At 64.5% G+C, this 24,421-nt stretch carries 28 protein-coding genes; 12 read left to right on the top strand and 16 right to left on the bottom strand.

Features of this window, described 5'->3' with window-relative positions; all coding sequences use genetic code 11:
• The first annotated feature begins 69 nt into the window (after nt 1-69).
• Entirely contained in the window at nt 70-531 is a 462-nt protein-coding gene (locus FJ979_RS09880; protein ID WP_140498002.1) for a GNAT family N-acetyltransferase, read from the top strand.
• A gap of 62 nt (nt 532-593) precedes the next feature.
• Here FJ979_RS09880 and FJ979_RS09875 read toward each other — a convergent pair whose 3' ends face one another.
• The 5 genes from FJ979_RS09875 to FJ979_RS09855 all read right to left on the bottom strand — a co-directional run bounded on the left by FJ979_RS09875 (nt 594) and on the right by FJ979_RS09855 (nt 5,480).
• Nucleotides 594-2,366 (bottom strand): tetratricopeptide repeat protein, encoded by a 1,773-nt coding sequence (locus tag FJ979_RS09875; protein WP_140580743.1) that lies wholly within the window; start codon nt 2,364-2,366, stop codon nt 594-596.
• Nucleotides 2,367-2,525: 159 nt separating this feature from the next.
• Nucleotides 2,526-2,993: a DUF1284 domain-containing protein gene (locus FJ979_RS09870; RefSeq protein ID WP_140497994.1), complete on the bottom strand. Its 468-nt coding sequence runs from the start codon at nt 2,991-2,993 to the stop codon at nt 2,526-2,528.
• An 8-nt stretch (nt 2,994-3,001) separates the two neighbouring features.
• On the bottom strand, nt 3,002-3,583 hold the full coding sequence (locus FJ979_RS09865; protein ID WP_140497991.1) for a biotin transporter BioY: 582 nt from the start codon (nt 3,581-3,583) through the stop codon (nt 3,002-3,004).
• A 105-nt stretch (nt 3,584-3,688) separates the two neighbouring features.
• On the bottom strand, nt 3,689-4,357 hold the full coding sequence (locus FJ979_RS09860) for a GntR family transcriptional regulator (protein WP_140580741.1): 669 nt from the start codon (nt 4,355-4,357) through the stop codon (nt 3,689-3,691).
• Between the two features lie 106 nt (nt 4,358-4,463).
• The gene (locus FJ979_RS09855) at nt 4,464-5,480 is read right to left on the bottom strand and encodes a polyprenyl synthetase family protein (RefSeq protein ID WP_140497986.1); all 1,017 of its coding nucleotides are present in this window, start codon (nt 5,478-5,480) and stop codon (nt 4,464-4,466) included.
• 165 nt (nt 5,481-5,645) lie between these two features.
• Between FJ979_RS09855 and FJ979_RS09850 the strand changes: the two genes are divergently transcribed.
• The 7 genes from FJ979_RS09850 (at nt 5,646) to FJ979_RS09820 (ending at nt 9,982) form a co-directional block, all read left to right on the top strand.
• Nucleotides 5,646-5,870, top strand: coding sequence for a DUF2007 domain-containing protein (locus FJ979_RS09850; protein ID WP_135901951.1), 225 nt, complete (start codon nt 5,646-5,648; stop codon nt 5,868-5,870).
• Nucleotides 5,870-6,670 carry a methyltransferase gene (locus FJ979_RS09845; RefSeq protein ID WP_140564280.1) on the top strand — a complete coding sequence of 267 codons (801 nt, stop codon included), beginning with the start codon at nt 5,870-5,872 and terminating at the stop codon, nt 6,668-6,670. The genes FJ979_RS09850 and FJ979_RS09845 overlap by 1 nt, the downstream gene beginning before the upstream one ends.
• A gap of 87 nt (nt 6,671-6,757) precedes the next feature.
• Complete coding sequence (locus tag FJ979_RS09840) at nt 6,758-7,621, top strand: S49 family peptidase (RefSeq protein WP_140497982.1); 864 nt, start codon at nt 6,758-6,760, stop codon at nt 7,619-7,621.
• A gap of 137 nt (nt 7,622-7,758) precedes the next feature.
• Nucleotides 7,759-7,944, top strand: coding sequence for a hypothetical protein (locus FJ979_RS09835; protein WP_140497980.1), 186 nt, complete (start codon nt 7,759-7,761; stop codon nt 7,942-7,944).
• Between the two features lie 50 nt (nt 7,945-7,994).
• Nucleotides 7,995-8,873 (top strand): 4-(cytidine 5'-diphospho)-2-C-methyl-D-erythritol kinase, encoded by an 879-nt coding sequence (locus FJ979_RS09830; RefSeq protein WP_140564281.1) that lies wholly within the window; start codon nt 7,995-7,997, stop codon nt 8,871-8,873.
• On the top strand, nt 8,860-9,414 hold the full coding sequence (gene moaB, locus FJ979_RS09825; protein WP_140564282.1) for a molybdenum cofactor biosynthesis protein B: 555 nt from the start codon (nt 8,860-8,862) through the stop codon (nt 9,412-9,414). The genes FJ979_RS09830 and moaB overlap by 14 nt, the downstream gene beginning before the upstream one ends.
• A gap of 148 nt (nt 9,415-9,562) precedes the next feature.
• Nucleotides 9,563-9,982: a hypothetical protein gene (locus FJ979_RS09820; RefSeq protein WP_140580739.1), complete on the top strand. Its 420-nt coding sequence runs from the start codon at nt 9,563-9,565 to the stop codon at nt 9,980-9,982.
• Nucleotides 9,983-10,130: 148 nt separating this feature from the next.
• Here FJ979_RS09820 and FJ979_RS09815 read toward each other — a convergent pair whose 3' ends face one another.
• Nucleotides 10,131-10,655 carry a glycosyltransferase gene (locus FJ979_RS09815; RefSeq protein ID WP_140564453.1) on the bottom strand — a complete coding sequence of 175 codons (525 nt, stop codon included), beginning with the start codon at nt 10,653-10,655 and terminating at the stop codon, nt 10,131-10,133.
• A 150-nt stretch (nt 10,656-10,805) separates the two neighbouring features.
• Between FJ979_RS09815 and FJ979_RS09810 the strand changes: the two genes are divergently transcribed.
• The gene (locus FJ979_RS09810) at nt 10,806-11,960 is read left to right on the top strand and encodes a PA0069 family radical SAM protein (protein ID WP_140514951.1); all 1,155 of its coding nucleotides are present in this window, start codon (nt 10,806-10,808) and stop codon (nt 11,958-11,960) included.
• Between the two features lie 142 nt (nt 11,961-12,102).
• On the top strand, nt 12,103-12,798 hold the full coding sequence (locus FJ979_RS09805) for a ribonuclease HII (protein WP_140514759.1): 696 nt from the start codon (nt 12,103-12,105) through the stop codon (nt 12,796-12,798).
• Nucleotides 12,799-13,089: 291 nt separating this feature from the next.
• Here the strand turns inward: FJ979_RS09805 and FJ979_RS09800 are convergent, their stop codons facing one another.
• The 7 genes from FJ979_RS09800 to FJ979_RS09770 all read right to left on the bottom strand — a co-directional run bounded on the left by FJ979_RS09800 (nt 13,090) and on the right by FJ979_RS09770 (nt 18,701).
• Nucleotides 13,090-13,581 carry a F0F1 ATP synthase subunit B gene (locus tag FJ979_RS09800; protein WP_140497968.1) on the bottom strand — a complete coding sequence of 164 codons (492 nt, stop codon included), beginning with the start codon at nt 13,579-13,581 and terminating at the stop codon, nt 13,090-13,092.
• A 10-nt stretch (nt 13,582-13,591) separates the two neighbouring features.
• Entirely contained in the window at nt 13,592-14,191 is a 600-nt protein-coding gene (locus tag FJ979_RS09795; RefSeq protein WP_140497966.1) for a F0F1 ATP synthase subunit B, read from the bottom strand.
• Between the two features lie 94 nt (nt 14,192-14,285).
• Nucleotides 14,286-14,510, bottom strand: a complete 225-nt coding sequence (locus tag FJ979_RS09790) for a F0F1 ATP synthase subunit C (RefSeq protein WP_140497964.1) — start codon at nt 14,508-14,510, stop codon at nt 14,286-14,288.
• Between the two features lie 84 nt (nt 14,511-14,594).
• Nucleotides 14,595-15,353, bottom strand: coding sequence for a F0F1 ATP synthase subunit A (locus tag FJ979_RS09785; protein WP_140497962.1), 759 nt, complete (start codon nt 15,351-15,353; stop codon nt 14,595-14,597).
• Between the two features lie 87 nt (nt 15,354-15,440).
• Nucleotides 15,441-15,839, bottom strand: a complete 399-nt coding sequence (locus FJ979_RS09780; RefSeq protein WP_140498124.1) for an AtpZ/AtpI family protein — start codon at nt 15,837-15,839, stop codon at nt 15,441-15,443.
• Between the two features lie 256 nt (nt 15,840-16,095).
• Nucleotides 16,096-17,277 (bottom strand): cell wall hydrolase, encoded by a 1,182-nt coding sequence (locus FJ979_RS09775; protein WP_140564284.1) that lies wholly within the window; start codon nt 17,275-17,277, stop codon nt 16,096-16,098.
• Between the two features lie 68 nt (nt 17,278-17,345).
• Nucleotides 17,346-18,701, bottom strand: coding sequence for an MFS transporter (locus FJ979_RS09770; RefSeq protein WP_140580737.1), 1,356 nt, complete (start codon nt 18,699-18,701; stop codon nt 17,346-17,348).
• Nucleotides 18,702-18,817: 116 nt separating this feature from the next.
• Between FJ979_RS09770 and FJ979_RS09765 the strand changes: the two genes are divergently transcribed.
• Nucleotides 18,818-19,738, top strand: coding sequence for a LysR substrate-binding domain-containing protein (locus FJ979_RS09765; protein WP_140580735.1), 921 nt, complete (start codon nt 18,818-18,820; stop codon nt 19,736-19,738).
• A 74-nt stretch (nt 19,739-19,812) separates the two neighbouring features.
• Here the strand turns inward: FJ979_RS09765 and der are convergent, their stop codons facing one another.
• The gene (gene der, locus FJ979_RS09760) at nt 19,813-21,246 is read right to left on the bottom strand and encodes a ribosome biogenesis GTPase Der (protein ID WP_140580733.1); all 1,434 of its coding nucleotides are present in this window, start codon (nt 21,244-21,246) and stop codon (nt 19,813-19,815) included.
• A 3-nt stretch (nt 21,247-21,249) separates the two neighbouring features.
• Nucleotides 21,250-21,915 carry a tetratricopeptide repeat protein gene (locus FJ979_RS09755; protein WP_140514747.1) on the bottom strand — a complete coding sequence of 222 codons (666 nt, stop codon included), beginning with the start codon at nt 21,913-21,915 and terminating at the stop codon, nt 21,250-21,252.
• Between the two features lie 190 nt (nt 21,916-22,105).
• Between FJ979_RS09755 and FJ979_RS09750 the strand changes: the two genes are divergently transcribed.
• Complete coding sequence (locus FJ979_RS09750) at nt 22,106-23,119, top strand: polysaccharide deacetylase family protein (RefSeq protein ID WP_140558293.1); 1,014 nt, start codon at nt 22,106-22,108, stop codon at nt 23,117-23,119.
• Nucleotides 23,120-23,155: 36 nt separating this feature from the next.
• On the opposite strand, the gene sbmA is transcribed toward FJ979_RS09750, so the two are convergent.
• Nucleotides 23,156-24,415, bottom strand: coding sequence for a peptide antibiotic transporter SbmA (gene sbmA, locus FJ979_RS09745; RefSeq protein ID WP_140497950.1), 1,260 nt, complete (start codon nt 24,413-24,415; stop codon nt 23,156-23,158).
• Nucleotides 24,416-24,421: the final 6 nt, after the last annotated feature.

Genomic DNA, 24,421 nt, shown 5'->3' with positions numbered 1-24,421 from the left:
TTGCCGGCGATGAGCACGTGCCTTCTGGTGAACGCTCACAACTCCGTCTCGCCAGACAACAGGTCAGCCATGCCCAACTCCATCACCGTCCGCCCGGTCACGCGCCAGGATTTCGCGCAATGGCTGCCGCTGTGGGACGGCTACAACGCGTTTTACGGGCGCTCGGGCGAGACGGCGCTGGCAAGCGAGATCACCGCCATGACATGGTCGCGCTTCTTCGACGCCTATGAGCCGGTGCATGCGCTGGTTGCCGAAAGTGAAGGACGGCTCGTCGGCCTCGTGCACTACCTCTTCCACCGCAGCACCACGGCGGTCGCGCCGAACTGCTATCTGCAGGATCTTTTCACCGACGAGACCTTGCGCGGCAAGGGCATCGGCCGGGCTCTCATCGAGGGCGTCTACGAGCGGGCGCAGGCGGCCGGTTCGGGCCGGGTCTACTGGCTGACGCACGAGACCAATCACACCGCCATGAAGCTCTACGACAGGATCGGCGAACGCTCGGGCTTCGTCGTCTACCGCAAGCTGTTCTGACACGGCTGCCAACGAAAACGGAGCCCGACAAGGGCCCCGTTCGCGAGCAACATCATTTCATCTTAGCCCTTCGGCGCAGCCGGTGCCGGCTTGACCTTGGGGGTTTCCTGCGCCGTGTTGGACTCGATCGGCGGCAGTCCCTTCATTAGCTTCTGCTGCAAGGCGGCAAGCACGTCGGGATCCGGCTTCAGGTCGCGCGCCTGGTTCCACTGGAAGGTGGCTTCCAGCTTGCGGCCGACGCGCCAATAGGCGTCGCCGAGATGGTCGTTCAGCACCGGATCTTCCGGCTTCAGCGACACCGCGCGTTCCATTTCGCGCACCGCGTCATCGTACCTGCCGAGGCGGAAATAGGCCCAGCCCAGCGAGTCGACGATGTAACCGTCGCTCGGCCTGAGATCGACGGCCTTCTGTATCATCGCCAGGCCTTCCTTCAGGTTCATATTCATGTCGACCCAGGAATAGCCGAGATAGTTCAGCACCTGCGGCTGGTCGGGCTGCAATTCCAGCGCCTTGCGGAAATTCGGCTCGGCCTTCGGCCATTCCTTCAGCCGCTCATAGGCGATGCCCCGCTGGTAGAAGATATTCCAGTTGGCGGCGGTCGGCGTCTTCAGCGCCTCGACGGCCTTGTCGTAGAGATTGGCGGCGGAACGGAAATCCTCCTTCGACGAATAGACCCCACCAAGCGCCAGATAGGCGCGCATGTCGTTGGGATGCTTATCGACGAAGGCCTTCAGATGCGTGATCGCCTCGTCATGGCGATCGAGATCGGCCAGGTTGAGGCCAAGCTGTAAGTCCGAAAGCTCCTTCAGCGGCGAGGTATCCGGTATCCGTCGGTAGAGCGCGATGGCCCCCTCGCCGTCCTTCAGCTGTTCGGAAACGGCGGCAAGCTGCACCAGGGCGGCATCGCTGTCGGGTTTCAGCGCCAGCGCATATTGCAGATAGAGCCTGACGAAAGGCTCACCGCCGCCGCGATTGAGCGCGGTTGCCAGATCGAGCAATATCTCGGAGGCGCCGTCGGATGGGCCGGCTATGAAGGGCGGGATCTTGTCGCCCTTGCTGATCCTGTCGCGCAAGGCGACAATTTCCAGCTTGCCCGGCGAAAACGCCTCGGCCTGGTCGAGCACCGATACCGCCTTGGCCGTGTCGCCCTTGCGGGCCAGGAACGAGGCATAGGCCTGCGCATTGCGCATCCATGTTTCGGGAGCCGCGCTGCCGGCGGCGGTGTCCTGCATGGTCGCGGCATAGATCGCGTCGGCCTTCTCAGGCATGTTGGACACGTCGGCGATCAGCGCGCGGTGGAAGGATTTGAACAGGCCGAACCAGTCCGGGCCCTGCAGCTTGTCGATGGATGCCATCGCCTCGCTGGGGTCGCCGGCGCCCTCTTGGGCCCAGCCGGACATGACGCCGGAGATCAGCCGGTCGAGATCGGATTCCAGCGACAGCTTCAACCAATACTGCGCCTTGGAAAAATCCTTCTTGTGGAAGGAATCGACCGCCAGCGCCAGGCGCGAGAACCGTTCGACGTCGGGAACTTCCTTGAGCTTGTCGGCATAGACAAGGGATTCGTCGAAGCGGCCTTGCGCGATCAGCGACAGCATCAGGCTCTGCTGCAGGCCCGTATCGCTTGGATCGAAGGCCAGGGCCTGCTTGTAGTAGGCAATGGCATTATCCAGGTCGTTGTCACCCTCGGCGATCCGGGCAGCCAGATAGGCTCCCGAGAAAGATGTGATCTTCACCGGTTCGGTGGTCTGCTTGGCATAGGCCGGCAGCGCCGAAATCGCCATGCCCGTCACAAGTGCCAGCCTTGTCAGCCAGCGCGCACGTCCCTGCTGCATCGTATCCCTTTCAGCCAGGCGCCATCTCCGCGTCAGCGGGATCGACGTAGATTCGATCTTTCGGAGAAAAGCATGGCCTTTTTGGGGTCACGCTTCAATCCGCCTCGAATTCACAATCGGGTCACCCGATTAACAAACCATGCCGGCAAAGAACGGCTTTCAGCCCGAAACCGGCGCATCGGCGTCAGGAGTGCCCGGAAGACCGGAGGGCCGCAGGCGCGCGCCCTGATATCCGCCTGACGCCACCGCGCTGCACAGGCCGCTCCATTCACAGCCTCGGCAGGCCTCGCGCGTGAGGCCGGCCGAGAAGGCCTGCCGCATCCGCGCCAGCATGTCCGCACCGGGATCGAGGCGCGCACCGGCCCGGATTGGTCGCCCGAGCAAGGCGCCGGCATCGTGGGCGGCAAGCCGGTCCCGCTCGGCGGCGCTGTCCCGCAGGCAATGTGGCTCCTGTTCATCCAGCAACGGTGCGCAGATGTCGTCCGGGCCGGACACGACCAGTATGTCCTCGCCCCGGCCAAGGCGCTGCGCGATACCGTCGTAGTTGGCCGTGAATGCGGGGCTGTATCCCTTGCCCACATAGGTGAGCAGGCAAAGGAGGTGATGAGCGCGCAGCCTTATCGTCACGGCTGGCGCTATTTCGCCTTGCCGCGCGGGAGCGCCATCAGCGTGGCGGCGCCAAGCGCCGACTTGAGCAGGCCACCGAGGACAAACGGCAGGAAGCCGAAGGCAACAGCCTTTTCGGCGCCGATGATGACGGCGAGCCACGCCGTGCCAAGGGCTAGGCACAGCAGGTTGCCGAGCAGCATGGCGGCAAAGGCAAGCACGACCCTGCCGCCGTTCCAACCGCGCTCCGCCAGCCAGCCGACCAGTGCGCCGACAACCGGGAAGGCGAAGAGATAGCCGCCCGTCGGGCCAATAAAATGTTGTACGCCGGCAGCCCCGCCGGCCAGAACCGGGAAGCCGACCGCACCCTCGGCCAGCCAGGCGGCGATGGTGATCGCGCCCAGCCGCCAGCCGTAGAGCGCGCCGACCAGCGTCACGGCAAAGGTCTGCATCGTCACCGGAACCGGCACCATCGGCACCTCGATGTAGGAGGACAGCGCCAGAAACAGGGTGCCGAGCACGACGGCGCCCGCCTGCCAGCCGAGCGATCGCTCCTGAAGCCGGAGCGGGCTGAAGGACGGTTTTGCGGACGAGAACGCGATGTCGGTCATAGGGGCTCCCTTGGTCGATCCAAAATTATAGATAATTTTTGCCTTCGATCTATTATCGAAGCCACAATTTTCGGACGATGGCAAGGCACGCCTTGCGCAAGGCGGTTAGCCCACGATCGCGAAGGCCTCTCGCGTGGTGCCGGAGGCTGTCCTGACCGGCTTACGGCCAATCCATTGCACGTGCCGCCCCAATGTCGCCGCGGCCGATTCGGTGTTGCCCTGCCGCAAGGCGGCCAATATCGCCCGGTGGTCCTGGCCGGTACGGGTCTCCCATTCCGAGCGCCATGCGGCGAACAGGAAACGGGCGCTTGCGGCGTGCAGGTCATCGATGGTGGCGAGAAGACGCGACATGCCGCATGGCGTCAGGATCAACCGGTGAAAGGCGCGGTTGGCTTCTTCCCACGACCTGACGTCCCGGGATTTGTCGCCGGCCTTGCTGGCCTCCTCGGCCCGATCGAGAATAGCGGAGGTCAGATGCGGCGCCGCGTGGCGCAGCGCCAGCACTTCGAGCGCCGCCCGCATTTCGGCGACCTCCTTGACCTCGCCGAGGTCGAAAGCCGCCACGCGCACGCCGCGGCGCGGTTCGCTGACGGCGAGGCCTTGCGCCTCGAGGCGGCGAAAGGCCTCGCGCACGGGCACATGGCTGGTATTAAACTCCTCGGCGACATGGTCCTGCCGCAACCGGGCGCCCGGCTCGATCGCGCCCGAGATGATGCGATCCGCCAGAACCTTGCCGATGCGCACCGCGATGGTGTCGTCCGTGCCCTTTGCCATGTTTTATAGATAATTTGCAGCCGGGCAGCTTGTCGAGGCGGCGGAGAAGGATTCACGGATTTCTCCCCAGCACGAGCCAGAGGAGAGCTGCGTGAAAGGCAGCGGCTCAGTTCACCCGGCTGATGCAGAAGTCGATGACGTCGATCAGCGCCGATTTCTGCGGCGTCGCCTCCAGCGGCGCCAGCGCGTCGCGGGCGATCTCGCCGAAATGACGGGCGCGCCCGATCGTGTCGGCGATCGCGCCGTGGTGGGTCATCAGCCCGATCGCCTTTCCGAGGCCGGCGTCATCGGTGACATTGTCCTCGATGGCCCGCTTCCAGAAGGTGCGCTCGGCCTTGCTGCCGCGCCGGTAGGCGAGAATGACCGGCAGCGTCACCTTGCCCTCGCGAAAATCGTCGCCGACATTCTTGCCCAGATCCTTGCTGGTGCCGCCATAGTCCAGCGCATCGTCGATCAGCTGGAAGGCGAGCCCGAGATTCATGCCGTAGGAGCGCAAGGCGGCGCGGTCGTTGCGCGTCGCCTGGGCGATGACGGGGCCGACCTCGGCGGCAGCCGAGAAAAGGGCCGCGGTCTTGGCCTTGATGACGGCGAAATGCTCGTCCTCGGTGGTCTCCAGGTTCTTGGCGGCGGCAAGCTGCATGACCTCGCCCTCGGCGATGATCGAGGCCGCGCTCGACAGGATGTCGAGCGCCTCCAGCGAACCGACATCGACCATCATGCGGAATGCCTGGCCAAGCAGGAAGTCGCCGACCAGCACGCTCGCCTGGTTGCCCCAGATCATGCGGGCCGTCTTCTTGCCGCGTCGCATGCCGCTCTCGTCGACGACGTCGTCGTGGAGCAGCGTCGCCGTGTGCATGAACTCGACCGATGTAGCGAGCTTGACGTGGCCCTCGCCGGCATAGCCGAACATCTGTGCGGCGGCGAGCGTCAGCATTGGCCTGAGCCGCTTGCCGCCCGACGAGATCAAGTGGTTGGCGACCTCCGGGATCATCTCGACATCGGATCCGGCCTTCGACAGGATCAATTCGTTGACGCGCCCCATGTCGGCCGCCGTCAGGTCGATCAGATCCTTGATGGAGGCGGGTTCCCGCTTTCCGTTTTCGATGTTGAGAACGACACCCACGACAAACTCTCCCGTCTGATGTAACGCGTGCGACGGCACCCTTAGTTCCGTTACGGACTCTAGGGCGGCGAACGCGGCCACGGCAAGTGGCGAATTGGCGCGGCTTCTCTGGTTTCGGGCCTCGCATGCGTTTACATGAACGCGGCAAACTGAGAGTTTCGTCCGATGATAGAGCTCATTCGCACCAACGACGCCGTCATCATCTCCTTCGTCGAATCGCTGATGCGCGATGCCGGCATCGGCTGCTTCGTGGCCGACCAGAATATGAGCGTGCTCGACGGCTCGCTCGGCATCCTGCCGCGGCGCGTCATGGTCGACGCCGACAAGGCCGACGCGGCGCGGCGCATCCTGACGGATGCCGGCATCGCCAACGAGATCCGCCAAAAATAATGTCCGCCGCGCCAGCCGCCCTCGCCCCGGACACGCCAGCCCACACGGTCGATGCCTTCCATCGCGGCCGGTTCTGGCTGGTGCAGCCCAAGCATGGCGGCCATCGCGCCGGCATGGACGCCATGATGCTGGCGGCTGCCGTGCCGTCCTCCTTCGGCGGGCGTCTCGCCGATTTCGGCGCCGGCGCCGGTGCCGCGGCACTTGCCGTTCTGGCGCGCTGCCCGACGGCCCGGGCCGTGCTGGTCGAACGCGCGCCGGAAATGGCGGCTTTCGCCGCGGCCACGCTCGCGCATCCCGGCAACGCTCACCTCGTCGACCGCGCTTCGGTGCTCGTCGCCAATGTCGCGCTTTCGGGCCGCGCCAGGACGGCGGCCGGCCTCGGCGACAATGATTTCGATTTCGTCATCATGAATCCGCCCTTCAACGCCGCGCAGGACCGCGCCACGCCCGAGCGCTTGAGAAAGGAAGCGCATGTCATGGAGGACGGGCTGTTAGAGGGCTGGATCCGCAGTGCCGCAGCGGTGGTCAGGCCGCGCGGCGGGCTTGCCATCATCGCGCGGCCCGAGCAACTCGGTTCGCTTCTCGATGCGATCGCGGGCCGTTTCGGCGACGCCGAGATGCTGGCCGTGCATCCCCGCCCCGATGCCGCGGCGATCCGCATCATCGTCAGGGCAACGCTCGGGGCGCGCGGCAAACTCGCTATCCGGCCGCCTTTGATGCTTCACGCGCAGACGGGTGACGGCCCGTCGGAACGGACGGAGATGATCAACAACGGCCTCGCCTCCTTGTTCGGAGATTGAACACAACCGGGCCGCGATGGCCGCGGCATTGCCGTTGGCCTTGAAATTCCTACATGCTGGCAACCCATCGAGCGGAGATCGACCTCAGTGAAACGCCTTTTCAACCGCCTGCTGCCGAAATCCTGGCGTTCCACGGTCGTCACCATTCCGGTTATCCGGTTGCACGGCACCATCCTGGCGGGCGGCGGCCCGTTCCGTCCCAGCCTGTCGCTTGCCTCCACCGCCGGGCTGATCGAAAAGGCGTTTTCCTTCGACGCGCCTGCCATCGCCATCTCCATCAATTCGCCCGGCGGCTCGCCGGTGCAGTCGCGGCTGATCTTCAAGCGTATCCGCGACCTGGCGATCGAGAAGAACAGAAAGGTGCTGGTCTTCGTCGAGGACGTCGCTGCCTCGGGCGGCTACATGATCGCGGTCGCCGGCGACGAGATTTTCGCCGATCCATCATCCATCGTCGGCTCGATCGGCGTGGTCTCGGCTTCGTTCGGCTTCCCGGAGCTGATGAAGAAGATCGGCGTCGAGCGCCGCGTCCACACCGCTGGCCAGAACAAGTCGGTGCTTGATCCATTCAAGCCCGAGAAGAAGGAAGACATCGAACGGCTGAAGGCGCTGCAGCTCGAAGTGCATGAAACCTTCATCGATCTGGTCAAGGAGCGGCGCGGCACCAAGCTCAAGGACGATCCCGACCTGTTCACCGGCCTGTTCTGGACCGGAAAGCGCGGCCTGGAGCTTGGGCTTGTCGATGCGCTCGGCGACATGCGATCCGTGCTCAAGACGCGGTTCGGGGCGAAAACCCAACTCAAGCTGATCTCGGCGCCGCGCGGTTTGTTCGGCCGCTTCGGGCTGTTCGGCTCGAGCAAGGGATTTTCGGCGCCCGATATTGCCGCCGCTGCCACCGGCGGCGTGATCGATGCGGCGCAAGAGCGCGCTCTGTGGGCGCGCTTCGGGCTTTGAAAACCTGGCAAAACCGTCTAGCATGAACCTCGAAGTTCCATGCATGTCGTTTTTCTCCAGAAACCGCCTTTGGACGACATGCGCCAACCGACCCGACCGGCCGCCCTTCGCCGGCCCAGCGTGGGAGGAGTTTTGATATGCCGCAGATCATTTTCTTCGCCGTCGTCGGGATCGCCGCTTATTTTGGCTACCGCACCTTCATCCGCGAGGCCGAGCGCGTAACCGCCAAGGTGCGGCGCACCGAAAAGCAGACGGCAAACGGCGCGATGGGAACGCTGGTGAAGGATCCGAAGACCGGCGAGTACCGGCTGGCCAAGGACTGATCCTCATTTCACTCGCAATCGAGAGCCTGGAATCCGGCCAGCGCGTCCGGATGTGGCCGGCGCCCGCCAAGATAAACCTCGCTCTGCATGTCACCGGCAGGCGCGATGACGGGTATCATCTGATCGAAAGCCTGGCGGTGTTCACGCGCTTTGGCGACAGGATCGAGATCGCGCTTGCCGAGCGAGACGATTTCAGCGTGTCCGGCCGCTACGCTCCGGATGTTCCCGTCGACGGCAGCAATCTGGTGCTCAGGGCGCGTGACGCGCTGCGGCAGGCAGCCGGTCCTCGCGGCACGCCGCCGGTCGCCATCAAGCTTGAAAAGAACCTGCCGGTAGCTTCCGGCGTCGGCGGCGGGTCGAGCGATGCGGCAGCCGTTCTGCGCGGGCTTGCGGCGGGCTGGCAACTCGACATCGACGATGCCGCGCTGGCGCGGATCGGGCTTTCGCTCGGCGCCGACATTCCCATGTGCCTGGCGGCCAGGCCGCTGATTGCACGCGGCATCGGCGAGGTGCTGTCGATCGTGCCTGATTTCTCGGCGCTCGGACTGGTGCTGGTCAATCCCGGCAAGGCGGTCTCGACGGCCGACGTATTCAACGCGCTGTCGCGGCGCGACAATGATCCGCTGCCGCCGCTGCCGCGCGTGGTCGACTTCCACGGCCTGCGCAACTGGCTGGAGATAACGCGCAACGATCTCGAGCCGGCGGCCCGCGCCATCGAGCCCGCTATCGGCAAGGCACTTTCGGTGCTGAACAAGGCCGGGGCCGGTTTTGCCCGCATGTCGGGTTCCGGCGCCACGTGCTTCGGCCTGTTCGAGACCGGCAACGTCGCCAAGCGCGCGGCCGCCGACATCCGTGCCCGGCAACCCGACTGGTTCGTCGCCGCGACCCGCAGCATGACGGCGGAGGCAGATGCCCATGGCCAGGACTGACGAGAGCCGTTCCTTCATTCCGGTCCGCATCGCGGTGCTGACCGTTTCCGACACGCGCAGCCTTGCCGACGACAGGTCCGGCCAGACGCTGGCCGACCGCATCGCGGAAGCCGGCCACATCCTTGCCGCCCGCGATATCGTCACCGACGATGGAGACAAGATCCGCAACAAGGTGCTCGGCTGGTCGAAGGATGATGGGATCGATGTGGTCATCACCACCGGCGGCACCGGCTTCACCGGGCGCGACGTGACGCCGGACGCGCTGGAGCCGATCTTCGAAAAGCGCATGGATGGTTTTTCCGAGGTGTTCCACCGCATTTCCTACGACAAGATCGGCACCTCCACGATCCAGAGCCGGGCGACCGGCGGCGTCGTCAACGCCACCTTCGTCTTCGTGCTGCCGGGCTCGCCCGGCGCCTGCAAGGATGCCTGGGACGGCATCTTGAAGGCGCAGCTCGACTACCGGCACATGCCCTGCAACTTCGTCGAGATCATGCCGCGCCTGGACGAGCACCTGCGGCGCGGCATGTCGGCTCCGTGAAAGCCGAGGCAAGGCGCTGGTTTCACGCCGCGTTTGCCAGGCAGAACACCGCCTTCGCCTTCGAAAGACCATTCCAAACCGGATGCGGCAGGACGTATCGTCTCGCGGCGGCGGCCATCGCCGTTGAAGACGGGCGGACGCGATGACAGTGCATAATGGCGGGTGCCATTGCGGCAACATACGCCTTCGATTTTCAACCGAGCTCGATCCATCGAAAATCGAGGTTCGCGCCTGCCAGTGCTCGTTCTGTACCAAGCATGGCTCGCGCGCCGTCGCCGATCCGGACGGCAGACTGGTCATCTCAGTCAAGGACATCCAGCGATTGAAGAAATACCGTTTTGGATTAGGGACGGCCGACTACCTGATCTGCGGTGAATGCGGTGTCTATACCGCCGCAATCGCCGGAGAGGACGATGCCAGGGCAATCGTCATCATCAACGCCCTGGACGATCAAAGGTCGTTCAGTCAGGAACCGATCCCGGTCGACTACGACGCGGAAAGCAAGACACAGCGTCAAGCCAGACGTCGTCTTCGCTGGATGCCTGTGGAGATGCGTTTTAGCGAATGACCGGCTCGCCGTGGAAGCACCGGCGCGAGGACCGCGAGACACCGAAACCACTTCCATCATCAGCCGCGGCCTGCGCGCCGGCACCCGCGTGATCGGAAGCTAGCTGCGCGTCACATGTGCAACGCACGTAGACAGAGCAGCTGCAAAATCATTTGGACGGGCGGTGCTCTTGTTTTGCCGGAGCGGCCCAGATTTCGGCATCCAGCCGCTTGGTCGCCAGGCCGCGAGCGAGAGCCTCGGCGCTGCCGGCTCTTTTCGACAAGGATGTGGCCTGGCGCTTGCTGATCAGCAGCCCGTCGGCCAAGGCACGGTTTCCCGAGAAGATACGGGCCAGGAATGGCGCGCGGCCGGCGCGTGTGCGTGAAAACCGCGCCGCCATGGTTTGCCTCGCTGTATGCGCAACGACCTCGTCGATCCATCCGTCGACCAGCCGCGCGCCCGGTTCCAGCAGCAACAGCCAATCGCCCTTCGCGTGCCGGATGGCCGCCGCGACGCCGTCGGTCGCATACTGGCACCCGGCATGCTCGGCGACGCGATGGGTCTGGTCGGTGGAACCGGCGTCGCAGACGATGACCTCGCGAACCACGCCCTCCACGGCGCCGCCGATCAGCGTCGCCAAGGTGCGAGCGAGGCCCTCCTCGTCATTGTGGGTCTCTATGAGAACGGTGAGCATCATTTGCCGAATAGCGGAAAGCGGAACGCAGCGCCAGTTTTTGCGGCGCACCATAGAAAGTTCTTGCTTTGTTCTCGTTCGGCAAATAGGATTAAATTCATGAACAGAGCGATTCGAAACAACATGGACAGTCCTTGGGAGCGGGCGAAGATGGAACCGATCATGCGCGCCGACATTGCCGCCTTCGGAGCAGGACGAGCCGAAATGGCCAACGCGATGATCGAGCAGAGCGGCATGCGCGTGCGTCCGGACCGCAACCGCGGCCGGTCGGCAGGCATCAACCCGTCCGGCCGGTTCGAGCCGGTCAGCCGGCATGTCTTCGACGATGGCTGGAACTCGCTGGAGGAACTGCCTCCCTTCAAGACCGAGGTGCAGGTCGAGAAGCCGCGTACCATAATCACCCGCAATGAATCGCCCGACATCTCCTTCGACCGCTCGATCAATCCCTATCGCGGCTGCGAGCATGGCTGCGTCTATTGCTTTGCGCGGCCGACGCACAGTTTCATGGGCCTGTCGCCGGGGCTGGATTTCGAATCCAAACTGTTCGCCAAGCCCGACGCGGCGCGCCTGCTCGACAAGGAACTGTCGAAGGACGGTTACCAGCCGCGAACCATCGCCATCGGCACCAATACCGATCCCTACCAGCCGATCGAGAAGCAGTATCGGATCATGCGCGAGATCCTCGAAGTGCTGGAGGCGCGCGGCCACCCGGTCGGCATCGTCACCAAATCCGCCCTGGTGACGCGCGATATCGACATCTTGTCACGCATGGCTGAACGGGGCCTCGCCAAGGTGGCGTTGTCGGTGACCACGCTCGACCGCATGCTGGCGCGCACCATGGAGCCACGCGCCTCGACGCCGGCCAAGCGGCTGGAGGCTATCAGGCAGCTTGCGGATGCCGGCATCCCTGCTTCGGTCATGGTGGCGCCGATCATCCCCGGGCTGACCGATCAGGAGATGGAACGCATCCTCGATTCGGCGCACCATGCCGGCGCACGCGAGGCGGGCTATGTCGTGCTGCGCCTGCCGCTCGAGGTCAGCCCGATCTTCAAGGACTGGCTGCTGCGCCACTATCCCGACCGCTATCGCCATGTGATGTCGCTGATCCGCTCGATGCGCGAGGGCAAGGATTACGATTCGGAATGGGGCAAGCGCATGAAGGGCGCGGGTCCTTACGCCTGGCAGATCGGCCGGCGCTTCGAAATCACCGCCAAGCGGCTCGGTCTCAATGCCGAGCGGCGCACGCTGCGGACCGACCAGTTCGTCGCCGCCGGCAAGGACCAGGAGCAGTTGATGCTGCTTTGAACGACCGCGGCTGTTTGCCGCCGTGGCGAAAAAATCCCGTCCGGCCTGCCCCGGCCTGCAGACGGTGCCCTCCCGGTCCGGCGCCCCACCCGACCCGGAGGGACTTGCGGAGAATCAGAGCCGATGCGAACCTCGCCGCAACATGGCTCGCGCGCGTTCTGATTCTCCGCCTCTCTTCGAAATCGTCGAGAAACCCGATTTCTCCTTCGAGACGAAGGCGATGGCCGAAGGCCTGTGGCCGGTCGCGGGGATGGACGAGGCCGGACGCGGCCCGCTGGCCGGACCGGTGGTGGCGGCTGCGGTCGTGCTCGACCCTGCCAACATCCCCGACGGCCTCGACGATTCCAAACGGCTCAGCCATTTGCAGCGCGAGGCGCTGTTCGTGCGCATCATCGGCTCCGCGCTCGGCGTGTCGATGGCCTCGGTCAGCGCCGAGGGCATTGACGGCAGCAACATCCTCAAGGCGAGCCTGGAGGCGATGCGCCGTGCGGTCGCCGGCCTGCCGGTGCAGCCGAAGCTCGCGCTTGCCGATGGGCGCGACGTGCCGCCGGGCCTGCCTTGCACGGGGCGCGCGCTGATCAAGGGCGACCAGCGCTCGCAATCCATAGCCGCCGCCTCGATCGTCGCCAAGGTGATGCGCGACCGCATGATGTGCGGCTGCGGCAGCCATCACCAGCACTACGGCTTCGAAGTGCATATGGGCTATGCCACGGTCCGCCATCGCACCGCGATCGAGACGCACGGGCCGGTGGCGCGGCTGCACCGCGTGTCGTTCGCGCCATTCAGGCTTGAAGGTGCCGAGGTGGTGGAAGAAGAGAGCTTCGCCGGGCTGGATTAGGGCGGCAGCGATATAGCTGATCTCCCCCCTCGTGGGGGAGATGTCCGGCAGGACAGAGGGGGGCGCGAAAGATCGCTACCTTCCAGAACTACTTCTACTCACGCAGAAGTCGCAAGGCAGCGCAGGGATTGTCTGAGGGATTGTCTGACAGGCTGGCGGGACAGCGCCCCCCTCTGCCCTGCCGGGCATCTCCCCCACGAGGGGGGAGATTGGCAGCTTCTGCGCACTGCTCCAACAAAAAAGCCGCCAGGTTGCCCAGGCGGCTTTTGATTGTTCTGCGTCGGTCAAGGCTCAGTTCAGCTTCGCCTTCACATCCTGGAGCGCGGATTTGAACAAATCCGCGCCGGCCTTGGCGTCGATCTTGCCGGCGAGCAGCGTGCGAGCGGCTTCGACGGCGATGTCGACGGCGCTGGCGCGCACTTCGCCGATCGCCTCGCGCTCGGCCTGGCCGATCTTCTGTTCGGCAAGAGCGGTGCGCCGCGCGACGTAGTCCTCGGTCTTCTTGTGCGCCTCGGCGGCGAGCAGTTCGGCTTCGCGCTTGGCCGCGGCGACGATGTCTGCGGCCTCCTGCTCGGCTTCCTTGCGCTTGCGCTGGTATTGGCCAAGCAACTGCTGGGCCTCCTCGCGCAGCCTGCGCGCCTCGTCAAGCTCGCTGCTGATCCTGGCGGCGCGGGCATCGAGCGCCTTGGCGATCAGGCGGGGCACCTTGATGTAGATGGCGATACCCAAAAAGATGACCAGGGCGATCGTGGCCCAGAGCGTTGCAAGAGATGTGGCGTCCATGATGCGCTCCTCACCCGGCCACGGACTTGACCGCGGCCGCGATCTCGGCCTTGCTGGCCTTGCCGCCGACCAGCGCCTCGACGATCGCCGAGGCAGTGTCCTCGGCGATGCTGCCGACTTCCTTCATGGCGTTGGCCTTGATGGAAGAAATGCGCGCCTCGGCCTCGCCGAGCTTCTCGTCGAGCGCGGCCTCGATCTTCTTGCGCGCGGTCTCGGCTTCCGCCTTGGCCGCGTCATTGGCCTGCTGGCCGATGGCGTTGGCGTTCTTCTTGGCTTCCGCCAGCTCCTGCTCGTAAGCAGCAACGGCGGCGTCGGCCTCGCCCTTCAACTTCGCGGCCTGATCGAGATCCTGGCTGATACGGTCGTTGCGGACATCGATGATGCCGCCGACGCGCGGCACCACCACCCTCTTCAGGAAGAGGTAGAAGAGCCCGAACGTGATCGCCAGCCAAAGAAGCTGCGACGGAAACGTCGCCGGATCGAATGGCGGAAACATGCCATGAGCTTCGGCAGGCACGCTGGTGCCGGAATGCGTGTCGCCTTCCGTCGCAGCGTGGCCAGCCTCGGTGGCAGGCGCGGACTCTTGCGCAAAGGCAGATGTCACGAACATGGACTATCCCCTGATATCAGACCCGCCGCTCTCGCGGCCGGCCTGTCCAATCTTCCCATAGCTTAGCCAAATGGCGGCTCAGCCAAACAGGGGCTCAGCCGAACAGGGCCAGCAGCGCGATGAGAAGCGAGAAGATGCCCAGAGCTTCGGTCACGGCGAAGCCGAAGATCAGACGGCCGAACTGGCCATCGGCGGCCGACGGGTTGCGCAGCGCGCCCGAGAGATAGCTGCCGAAGATGTTGCCGAGGCCAATGCCCGCGCCGCCCATGCCGAGGCAAGCGATGCCGGCGCCGATGTACTTTGCTGCTTCTACGTCCATTTGTTCAACTCCTTTGGATCTGAAATTCCGTTGCGATTCCATTCCGGCGGCAATGTTGAAAACTCTTGCGCCGGAAATTTTTTATCAGTGCCCCGGGTGCAGGGCGTCGTTGAGGTACATGCAGGTCAGCACCGCGAAGACATAGGCCTGAAGGAAGGCGACCAGCAGTTCGAGCGCGGTCAACGCCACGGCCATCGCCAGCGGCAGCACCGAGCCAGCGACGCCGACCGCGCCCAGCGCCGAGAGGCTGACCACGAAGCCGGAGAAGACCTTCAGCGTGATGTGCCCGGCGAGCATGTTGGCGAACAGACGAACCGAGAGGCTGACGGGGCGCGACACGAACGAGATCACTTCGATCAGCACCACCAGCGGCAGCAGGAACACCGGCACGCCTTGCGGCACGAACAGCTTGAGGAAACCAAGGCCGTGCTTGCCGAAACCGTAGACAATCACGGTGCCGATAACCAAGACGGCGAGGCCGAAGGTGACGATGATGTGGCTGGTGACGGTGAAGAAATACGGAAACAGGCCAAGCAGGTTGGCGACCAGCACGAACATGAACAGGGAAAACACGAAGGGAAAGAACTTCATGCCCTGCGTGCCGGCCGCGTCGCGCAACATGTTGCCGACGAATTCATAGGCCATTTCGGAGATCGATTGCAGCCGGCCGGGAACGAGGCTGCGGCTCGACGTCGTCAGAAACAGGAATGCCGCGGCGACGACCACGGTCGCGACCATGAACAGCGCCGAATTGGTAAAGGACAAGTCGTAACCGCCGATATCGATCGGTATCAGCTTGTTGATATGGAACTGGTGGATCGGATCGACCTTGTCAGCTGCCACGTTCAAACCCCGTCAGTGCCGCATGCGGCCTTGTTACCATGCCGCCCGTCGAAAGGCGGCTATTTCCAAGTGCCGCCTGAACGGCGGTCACTTGCTGTCGTCGCGGCCAGAGCGCGATTTGTCGCCCTGTCCGAATTCCGCCACAACGCCTGCCGAACGCATGACATTGAGCACGCCCGCGCCAAAACCAAGCAGCAGAAACACGATCAGACCCCATGGCGATGTCCCCGCCAGACGGTCGATGATCCAGCCGATGGCGGCACCGACCACCACCCCGGCGATGAACTCGCTGGACAGCTTGAGTGCCTGACCGTACCCGGTCACTGGTTTCGCGTCTTTCCCCTCGAGCCGGTCCGGCCGCCTTGTCGCAAGCGATGCTTCAAGTTCACGCCGGCGGCGCTCAAGTTCGTCGTCGCGGATGGCGGCTTCGTGCTGCTTGCCGCGGCCGGTTTCTCCGGTTCCGCCTGGCCCAGTTTCATCGGCCATCGCAACCCCCCTGCCCGGGCAGACCGTCACCGTCCGTCCGCTTCTAAAGTCGCCGGCAACATAGTTAGAGGGTTTGCGCCCGTCAAGCCACGGGCGGAAGTTCGTTACCATGTATTTTATACAATGAAATCAATATAATAGAGAGGTGCGACATCGTGCCCGCCATGGCGGCGCGGACGCCTTGAGCGAATCCTCCGCGCGACGGCTCTTCGAGAGACCGCGCAGCCGCGCAAAAATATGGACGCCTATCGGGCGTTCAGCTCCAGCCGCCGCCATAGGTGCGGTAGAAGATATGCAGGCCGATCTTGGTCATCTTCTGCATCGTACGCGCCCAGTTGGGATGGACGTAATTGGCATAGTAATGGGTCGACGATCCGACTTCGGGAATGAAGACCTTGCCGGCGGTCACCGCCATGCCGACGTCCTGCGCAGTCTTGTAGGCGACCGGGTTGTCGATGCGCTTCTTCCTGCCGTCGCAGGCGAAGGAGAACTGGCAACGGTTGAACCAGCTGTCGTTCTGGTAGACGACGCCGCAGATCGAATTGGGATAGGCCGGATTGCGGACACGGTTGAGGATGACCTGGGCGACGGCGGCCTGGCCGCGCACGGATTCGCCCCGCGCCTCGAAATAGATGCCGTTGGCCAGGCATTTCTGCTCGGGCTTGGAGAAGACGCTCGCCGGAAGTGGATTCTGGATCCACGAATGGTCGCCCTTGGCCATCGGCGGGATGAAACGGCCGTTGTTGGGCTCCTCGTCCTGGAGCAGGGCCTCGAAGGGCGACGCCTTGGCATAATCGGGCGCGGCCTGCGCATAGGCCGTCGCCAGCACATCCGGATGATCGTTGTTGACCAGGGCGGCGAGCATGGGCGACACGCCGGGATCCGGCTTCTTGTCCTCACGCGCATGGAATGCCGCGGCGATCTGGATTTCCTTGCCTTTGATCTCGGGTTTGGCGAAAGCCATCTTCAGGCCGCTGTCCATGCTGGGCCGCAGCAGGGATGAGGTGCGCTCGAAGATCGAGCCGGCGTTGAAGTTCTTCGGCGGGGCGACGGGAGAGATCTGGACGATGCGGCCCTTCTTGTCGGCGCGCACGATGCGGTCCTCATCAGGCGTGGTGCTGACCTTGCCGCCCTTGCCGCGAAAGGAGACGGCGCCTACGCCGGGCAGGCGCACCCCCGATCCGGAGAGCGAACCCGTCACAGCGTCGTCGACAAACGGCATCTCGGCGGCATGGACCGATCCGGCGACGGATTTCTCGACATAGGAATTCCAGCGGGTCGGCGCCTCGAGGCCGGAAACGAGGCTCGTCATATCCTGGTAGGCGGAAACCGTCGGAAATCCGATCCAGATGCCGAGGCCGAGGATGAAAGGTGCCACGAGGCTGCGTTTCTTCTCACCGGCGACGGCAACAAGCCGCGTCAAGACACGTCGATGCACGGAACTCTCTCCAGGAACGCTACTGACCCCACTGGAGAGCAAAATGATGCATTAACCTTGATGGGACGTTAACAGCTTCGATCGGGTTTTCCCGGTCGGCTCAGGCTCGTGGTTGCGAAGTGGGGCGGTTTTGGGACGGACACGGAGGCCGGCCGCAGGAAAATGGGCCATGCGATCAACGCGCACGCCGCGGCCGACAACCAGACGCCGGGCCAGGACCAGAGATGCAAGAGCCCGGGAATGGCCACCGGAACCAGGAAGAAGCCTATGAAAACGAAGCTGTTGGCCAGGCTGAGCGCGGTGCCGACATGGCCGGCGCCGGCAAGCGTGGCAAGCTCGGTGTAGGCGACGCCATGCCAGGCGGAGACCAGGATGCCTGCGACAATCAGCAACACGGGAAGCGTGGCCATCGCGACGGGCTGGCCGCCTGATATGGTCGGGCCGGCCAGGACCAGCAGCCAGAGCAGCGTGAAGGCAAGCGCGCTGAGCGCACTGCACAGGCGCAGGAACGGCCTGCGGTTGCCGTGGCGGTCGGTGAAGCGCCCGCTCCAGACGCGCATCGCCATGGCGCCGGCCTGCACGGCGGCGAGGCTTGCGCTGGTGGCCAGGGTCCCCATGCCGGCGAAGTCGTGCAGGAAGACCGATGCGAAGGTGAGTACGGCCACTTGCGGAAAGCACAGCAGGCCGATGGCCGCTGCGATGCGCCAGACCTCGACATTGCGCAGCGGCCGGGGCCCGGCCAGAACGGTCGGCGCGGCCGAACCCTGTGTCGGCGGTTCGTGCAGCCAGCGCCAGGCGAAGATAGCGGAGATCACGGAGAAGGCGGCGAGCAGGCCATAGACCGCCGCGAAGCCATGCGTGGCGGCAAGCAAGGGCAGGACAAGAGCGCCCAGCCCGCCGCCAAGCGGCACCGCCGTCTGCCGGATGCTCATGGCGAATCCGCGTTCGCCTTCGCGGAACCAGCCCATGATGGCGCGGCCGCTCGAACCGTTGACGCTGCCGCCGAGCAGGCCGGTGGCGAGCAAGGCGGCGGCCAGGACATGAACGCCCGGCACGCCGGACGGGGATGGAACGACAAGCAACGCCATCAGGAACAGCCATGCCGCCGTGGCGCCGAGCCCGGTCAAAAGCACACGGCGATCGCCCCAGCGATCGGTGAGCAGGCCCCAGGGCAGTTCGCTGAGCGCAACGCCCAGACCGAGAAGGCCAAGCGCCAGGCCGAGCTGAGCATTGCCGAGATGATAGCCCTGCCGCATCAGCACCGCGGTTGCCGGTATGCCGGAGAAAGTAGCGGAAAAACCGGCATTGGCGGCGACGCCGATGCCCAGCACCTTCCAGCGGTGATTGGGCGTGAAGGTCCTGGAGCCGGAGCCTTCGGCCCGTGGCGTCGACTGACAATCGGTGCGGGTGACGATGGCGGACATGGTTTCATTCCCGTTTGCGGCCCGGTGACCGGCCTTGACGGCGCATGTCTATCGCCATAGCTTTGTCCATAAAATCAGGAAGTTTTTGACGCACAATCCTAAAAAACGGGATTATCATGCGACGCGTGACATTCGACCTCGACGTCCTCAGAAGCTTCGTCACCGGAATGGAGCTTGGCAGCTTCGCCAAGGCGGCCGACCGGCTTGGCCGCTCGACCTCGGCGGTCAGCGCGCAGTTGAAGAAACTGGAGGAGCAGGCGGCGACGCCTATCTTCCGCAAGTCGGGACGCGGGCTGGCACTGACGGAAGCTGGCGAGACCATGCTCGGCTATGCGCGGCGGCTGGTCGAGCTCAATGACGAGGCGGCCGCCGCCATCCATGATGTCGAGCTGGAAGGCTGGGTGCGGCTCGGCCTGCAGGAGGATTTTGGCGAGGCGGTGCTACCTGACGTGCTCGGCCGCTTCGCCCGTGCCCATCCCAAAGTCAAGATCGAGGCCCGCATCGCGCGCAGCCATGAGCTCGCGGAGCGGATCATCTCGGGCAGCCTGGACATCGCACTTGCCTGGCACAGCGGCGCGCCGCTGCCATACAGCCAGCATGTCGCCGACGTGCAGATGCGCTGGATCGGCCCGGCAAAGCGCATCGAGACCAGCCTGCGCCATGGCGAGCCGCTGCCACTGGTGGCGCTGGAAGCACCTTGCCTGTTGCGCACGGTCGCAACCGAAACGCTCGACCGCGCCGGCCTGCCTTGGCGCATGGCCTTCTCCAGCCCGAGCCTTGGCGGCATCTGGGCCGCGGTCGCAGCGGGGCTAGGGCTGACGATCCGCACCGACATCGGCCTGCCGGCCAGCGTCAGCGCGATGACGCCGGAGATTGCCAGGCTGCCGGCTCTGCCCAGGATGGCGCTGTTCCTGCACCGCAGGGACGCCGAACCCGAACCGGTGGCCGCCCGCCTCGCCGATATCCTGCTGGAAGCGGCGCGGCAGGCACTACCGGAGGGCGCGCGGACGGATGAGAACCTGCTGAAGGTCGCCTAGGCCCTGGTCGCAACCCCTCTTCGTCATTCCAGGGTCTACACCGCGTCGAAGGGTTGGCACCCTTCCCCCGGGCGTCAGCGCTTCTTGGCCCTGCCGGCAAAGGGATTGTCCGAAGTCCTCAACGCCATGCGGATCGGTACGCCCGGCATGTCGAAGGCTTCGCGCAGGCTGTTGGTGAGATAGCGGACATAGGATTGCGGCATCGCATCCGGGCGCGAGCACGAGACGACGAAGCCCGGCGGGCGCGTCTTGGCCTGCGTGACATATTTAACCTTCAGCCGGCGACCGGCAACCGCGGGCGGCGGATGATGCGCAAGAATGCCTTCCAGCCAGCGATTGAGCCTGCCGGTCGAGACGCGGCTGTTCCAGACCTTGTGCGTGCGGATGACGGCTTCCATGAGCTTGTCGAGGCCGCGCCCGGTCTCGGCCGAAACCGTCACAGCCTGCATGCCGCGCGCCTGCGGCAAAAGCCGTTCGGTCTTTTCGCGCAGTTCGGCCAAGAGTTCCTGCGGATTGTCGATCAGGTCCCATTTGTTGAAGGCGATCACCGGCGCGCGGCCCTCGCGGATGATCAGGTCGGCGATCTGGAGATCCTGCTTCTCGAAAGGGATGGTGGCGTCGAGCACGATGATGACGATCTCGGCGAAGCGGATGGCGCGCAGGCCATCCTGCACCGACATGACCTCGAGCTTTTCATGGATCCTGGCCTTGCGGCGCATGCCGGCGGTGTCGAACAATTTCATACGGCGGCCGCGCCAGTCCCAATCGACCGAGATGGAGTCGCGGGTGATGCCGGCTTCCGGTCCGGTCAAAAGCCGCTCCTCGCCGATCAGCGCGTTGATCAGCGTCGACTTGCCGGCATTGGGGCGGCCGACGACGGCAATGCGCATCGGCTTGGTGTCGTCATAGGCCGGCACCTCGTCGGCGTCGGGATCGGCGATATCCTCGCCGATCAGCACCTCGCTGGAGGCGATCTCCTCGTCGTCGTCCTCATCTTCGCCAAAGGCTCTCGCCTCGCCAAGTGCGGCGATCACCGCGTCGCGCAGGTCGGGCATGCCTTGGCCGTGTTCGGCCGAGACCGGAACCGGCTCGCCAAGCCCGAGCTCCCAGGCCTCCAGCATGCCGCCCTGCGCGCCCTTCGCCTCGGCCTTGTTGGCGACCAGCACGACCGGCTTGCCGGATTTGCGCACGATCTCGGCAAAGGTCCGGTCGTCCGGCAACAGGCCGGATTTGGCGTCGACGGTGAAGAAGATCAGGTCGGCCTCACGGATAGCGATCTCGGTCTGCGCACGCATGCGGCCGGGCAGCGTCGAGGCGGCGGCGTCCTCGAAACCCGCAGTGTCGATGACGTCGAAATGCAGGTCGTAAAGCTTTGCCGCATGGACGCGGCGGTCGCGGGTGACGCCCGGCGTGTCATCGACAAGCGCCAGCTTCCTTCCCACCAGCCGATTGAAAAGAGTCGATTTGCCGACGTTAGGCCGGCCAATGATGGCGACTTTGAAGCTCATATGTCACGACGCGCTGCCCGAGCCGCGGATCAGCTCGGACATCAGGGTCGCCCGTTCACGGGTGTTGCGCGGGGCACCGTCATCGGCGGCGATCTGGTCGAACAGCTTCAGCGCATCCTGGGTCTTGCCTTCCTTCCAGGCGGCCAGCCCGAGCGCCTCGCGCGCGGTGTGGCGCAGCGTGTTGGTGTCCGAGGTCAGGGCCTCGACGCGGCTCGACACATCGGCGAAGGAGCCGTGATCGACCAGCAGCAGCGCCGCCCTCAACCGCGCCATGTCGCGAATGCCCTGGGGAATGGCGGCGTCGGCCGCCACCTCGTCGAAATCCTTGACGGCGGCATCGACGTCGCCCTTGTCGGCCTTGACGGTGGCAGCGCGCATGCGGGCGAGCAGCGGATAGGCGCCGTAGCCATCCTTCTCCAATTGATCGAGCGCGGCCAGCGCCTCGTCGTTCTTGCCGTCATTGGCCAGCTTCAACGCTTGCGAGAAGGCATCGCCCGAACGGTTGGCGCGGGTCTCGTCCCAGTAGCGGTAGCCGACGAAGGCGGCGGTGCCGAGCACGACCAGCACCGCGACCACAAGCAGGGCCGGGCCGAAACGGTCCCACAGCTTCTGCGCCTGTTCGCGACGGATCTCGTCGTTGACTTCACGGATAAAACTGTCGTCGGACATCAATAAAACCATTCCTGCCCCGGGCCGGAGCGTTCGCGAGCCCGCGTTTTAGCGAAATTTTGTCGGCATGGAAGGGGTTCGACCGGAAAATCACCTATTCGCGGGGCAAACGGACAAAAAGCCCACCGCACCCACGCCACATTTGCGCTATAGCGGGGCCAAAACCGCCGGGGGTCAGTAGCTGTTGCCAATATCCTTTTCGTCTCGCGTTGCCGCGTTCTGTCTCGCTTCGCTTGCCACGGCCGGTGCGGCTTTCGCCGATCCACCCGGCTCGCGGGCGCCTTTGCCGGCAAGGCCGAAGCAGGTCGTCATCATCTCCTTCGACAGCGCCCGCGACATCTCGCAATGGAAGCGCAGCCGGGCGCTGGCGAAGCGCACCGGAGCGCATTTCACCTATTTCCTCTCCTGTGTCTTCCTGCTGTCATCGGAAACGCGCAGCCAATACACCGCGCCGGGCAAGACATCGGGCAAATCCAACATCGGCTTCGCCGCCTCGACGCAGGAAGTGAGCCAGCGGCTGGAGCAGATCGGGCTTGCGGCATCGGAAGGCCATGACATCGCCAGTCATGGCTGCGGCCATTTCGACGGCAAGGACTGGAGCAAGGCCGACTGGCTGAAGGAGTTCGCCTCGTTCGAGCACATCCTCGAAAACGCCTATGCGATCAACGGCATCGAGCCCGAGCCGACCGGCTGGCGCGATTTCGCGCGGCATGCGGTGGTTGGCTTCCGCGCGCCCTATCTGTCGACGAGCAAGGCGCTCTACGAGGCGCTGCCCGCCGCCGGTTACCGGTTCGACGCCAGCGGCGTCTCGCGCGGCCCGGTCCAGCCGCCGACCACCGCCGGCCTCGCGCGCTTTTCACTGCCGCAGATCCCGGAAGGACCGAAATCGCGGCCGGTGATCGCCATGGACTACAATCTCTATGTCAGGCATTCCGGCGGCTTCGAGCGGCCGAGCAAGGCAGGCGAGTTCGCGGACCGCACCTACCAGGCTTTCCGCGCCGCCTTCGAGGATCAATACCGGGGCAAGCGCGTTCCGCTGCAACTCGGCTTCCATTTCGCGCTGATGAATGACGGCGCCTACTGGAACGCGCTGGAGCGTTTTGCCGGCGAGGTCTGCGTCAAATCAGACGTCGAATGCATCAGTTTTCGCGATTACATCTCGCGGCAGGGTTCTGGCCAGAAGCAGGCTTCCGTCGGCGGCTGAGCCGCCGACCCGTTTCGCACCCAGGTCTTTCCTGACTTAAGCGGGATCCTCGGCGCCTTGCCGCGCCAGATAGCGCTGGTCGATTTCCGGCAGCGGCTCGCCCTGCAGCGTCGCCTCGAAGGCGCGCAGGCGCTTATGCACCGATTGCAGTTCGACGATGGTCGACCAGGAGGTGAGCAGGAACTGCAAGGAACCTGTCACCTTGCCGAATGCATTCGAAATCTGGTTCAGCGCGCCGAACGTTATCTTGTGGGCGACCAGCGACGGCCCGAGGATCAGCAGCGAGAAAATATTGTCGGCCTGCAGGTAGGTGTACCGGACGACATTGAAATAGATGTAGTGGAAATACAGCCGGAAATAATTGTGGCGAACATTGGCGAACAGCGCGGCGGTGGTGGCGGGCTGGGCCCGGTCGGCATGATCCTCGCCGTAAACGAGCTCCTTGCGGTAGGCCGCCTCCACGCGCTGGTTGCGGAACTGCAGCCCTGGAAGCTTCATGCCGGCAATCATGACCGAAATCGTTCCGAACAGACACCAGGCCAGTGCCGCGACCACCAATGGCTGGGGGATCGCGCCGATGATCGGCAACTCGGTTATATGGGCCTGCAACTGGATCATGACCGGCAGGAAGGCGATCAGCGTCATGATCGACTGGACGAAGCTGGAACCCAGATCTTCCATGATCTGGGAAAACCGCATCGTGTCCTCCTGGATACGTTGCGAGGCGCCTTCGATGTGGCGCAGCCTGCCCCAGTTCTCGACGAAGTAGTTGTTCATCGCCGTGCGCCAGCGGAAGATCCAATGGCTGACGATGAAGGCGTTGACCACCTGCACGTTCATGCCGACCAGCGCAAGCCACGAGAAATCGGCCAGCCCAATGTAGAATTCGGCGTTGGTCGATTTTCCGGTGCCCGACATCAGCCCCTGCACATAGTCGAAGAAGGGCCCGTACCAGGCGTTGACGGCGACGCTGACCTGCACATTGAAATAGATGAAGAACAGGATGACCGCCGTCATCAGGATCGACCAGCGTTGCCACGGATGCGGCGAATACCAGCTCCAGAACGCATAGAAAGCGACTACGCAGAACGCGAAGTAGATGTAGAACCAGAGAAACGGCTTCGAGACGAGGACGGCGATGCCGATAATGGGCGGTGCACCGGCTGCTGCCGGCGGCAGGCCGAAGACGGCGCCCAGTTGCTCACCCCCGAAAAACCAGAACAGGATCGCCGCAAGGCTCCAGACGGCGGCCGAAGAGAAAAACAGCTTCGGCTGCGGGAAGAAGGATACGAACACTGTGGC

The organism is Mesorhizobium sp. B1-1-6 (genome assembly GCF_006443035.1).
GTDB lineage: Bacteria > Pseudomonadota > Alphaproteobacteria > Rhizobiales > Rhizobiaceae > Mesorhizobium.
The sequence above is the reverse complement of the archived record's forward strand: the minus strand, read 5'-3'. Positions and strand labels throughout refer to the sequence as shown.

Coding starts and splice junctions, on each gene's coding strand:
- FJ979_RS09755 (WP_140514747.1), bottom strand. CDS start 21,915: ATGTCCGACGACAGTTTTATCCGTGAAGTCAACGACGAGATCCGTCGC.
- FJ979_RS09830 (WP_140564281.1), top strand. CDS start 7,995: ATGTGGCCGGCGCCCGCCAAGATAAACCTCGCTCTGCATGTCACCGGC.
- FJ979_RS09780 (WP_140498124.1), bottom strand. CDS start 15,839: ATGGCCGATGAAACTGGGCCAGGCGGAACCGGAGAAACCGGCCGCGGC.
- moaB (WP_140564282.1), top strand. CDS start 8,860: ATGGCCAGGACTGACGAGAGCCGTTCCTTCATTCCGGTCCGCATCGCG.
- FJ979_RS09800 (WP_140497968.1), bottom strand. CDS start 13,581: ATGGACGCCACATCTCTTGCAACGCTCTGGGCCACGATCGCCCTGGTC.
- FJ979_RS09865 (WP_140497991.1), bottom strand. CDS start 3,583: ATGACCGACATCGCGTTCTCGTCCGCAAAACCGTCCTTCAGCCCGCTC.
- FJ979_RS09875 (WP_140580743.1), bottom strand. CDS start 2,366: ATGCAGCAGGGACGTGCGCGCTGGCTGACAAGGCTGGCACTTGTGACG.
- FJ979_RS09810 (WP_140514951.1), top strand. CDS start 10,806: ATGGAACCGATCATGCGCGCCGACATTGCCGCCTTCGGAGCAGGACGA.
- der (WP_140580733.1), bottom strand. CDS start 21,246: ATGAGCTTCAAAGTCGCCATCATTGGCCGGCCTAACGTCGGCAAATCG.
- FJ979_RS09850 (WP_135901951.1), top strand. CDS start 5,646: ATGATAGAGCTCATTCGCACCAACGACGCCGTCATCATCTCCTTCGTC.
- FJ979_RS09790 (WP_140497964.1), bottom strand. CDS start 14,510: ATGGACGTAGAAGCAGCAAAGTACATCGGCGCCGGCATCGCTTGCCTC.
- FJ979_RS09805 (WP_140514759.1), top strand. CDS start 12,103: ATGGCTCGCGCGCGTTCTGATTCTCCGCCTCTCTTCGAAATCGTCGAG.
- FJ979_RS09770 (WP_140580737.1), bottom strand. CDS start 18,701: ATGTCCGCCATCGTCACCCGCACCGATTGTCAGTCGACGCCACGGGCC.
- FJ979_RS09845 (WP_140564280.1), top strand. CDS start 5,870: ATGTCCGCCGCGCCAGCCGCCCTCGCCCCGGACACGCCAGCCCACACG.
- FJ979_RS09795 (WP_140497966.1), bottom strand. CDS start 14,191: ATGTTCGTGACATCTGCCTTTGCGCAAGAGTCCGCGCCTGCCACCGAG.
- FJ979_RS09815 (WP_140564453.1), bottom strand. CDS start 10,655: ATGCTCACCGTTCTCATAGAGACCCACAATGACGAGGAGGGCCTCGCT.
- FJ979_RS09835 (WP_140497980.1), top strand. CDS start 7,759: ATGCCGCAGATCATTTTCTTCGCCGTCGTCGGGATCGCCGCTTATTTT.
- FJ979_RS09880 (WP_140498002.1), top strand. CDS start 70: ATGCCCAACTCCATCACCGTCCGCCCGGTCACGCGCCAGGATTTCGCG.
- FJ979_RS09765 (WP_140580735.1), top strand. CDS start 18,818: ATGCGACGCGTGACATTCGACCTCGACGTCCTCAGAAGCTTCGTCACC.
- FJ979_RS09860 (WP_140580741.1), bottom strand. CDS start 4,357: ATGGCAAAGGGCACGGACGACACCATCGCGGTGCGCATCGGCAAGGTT.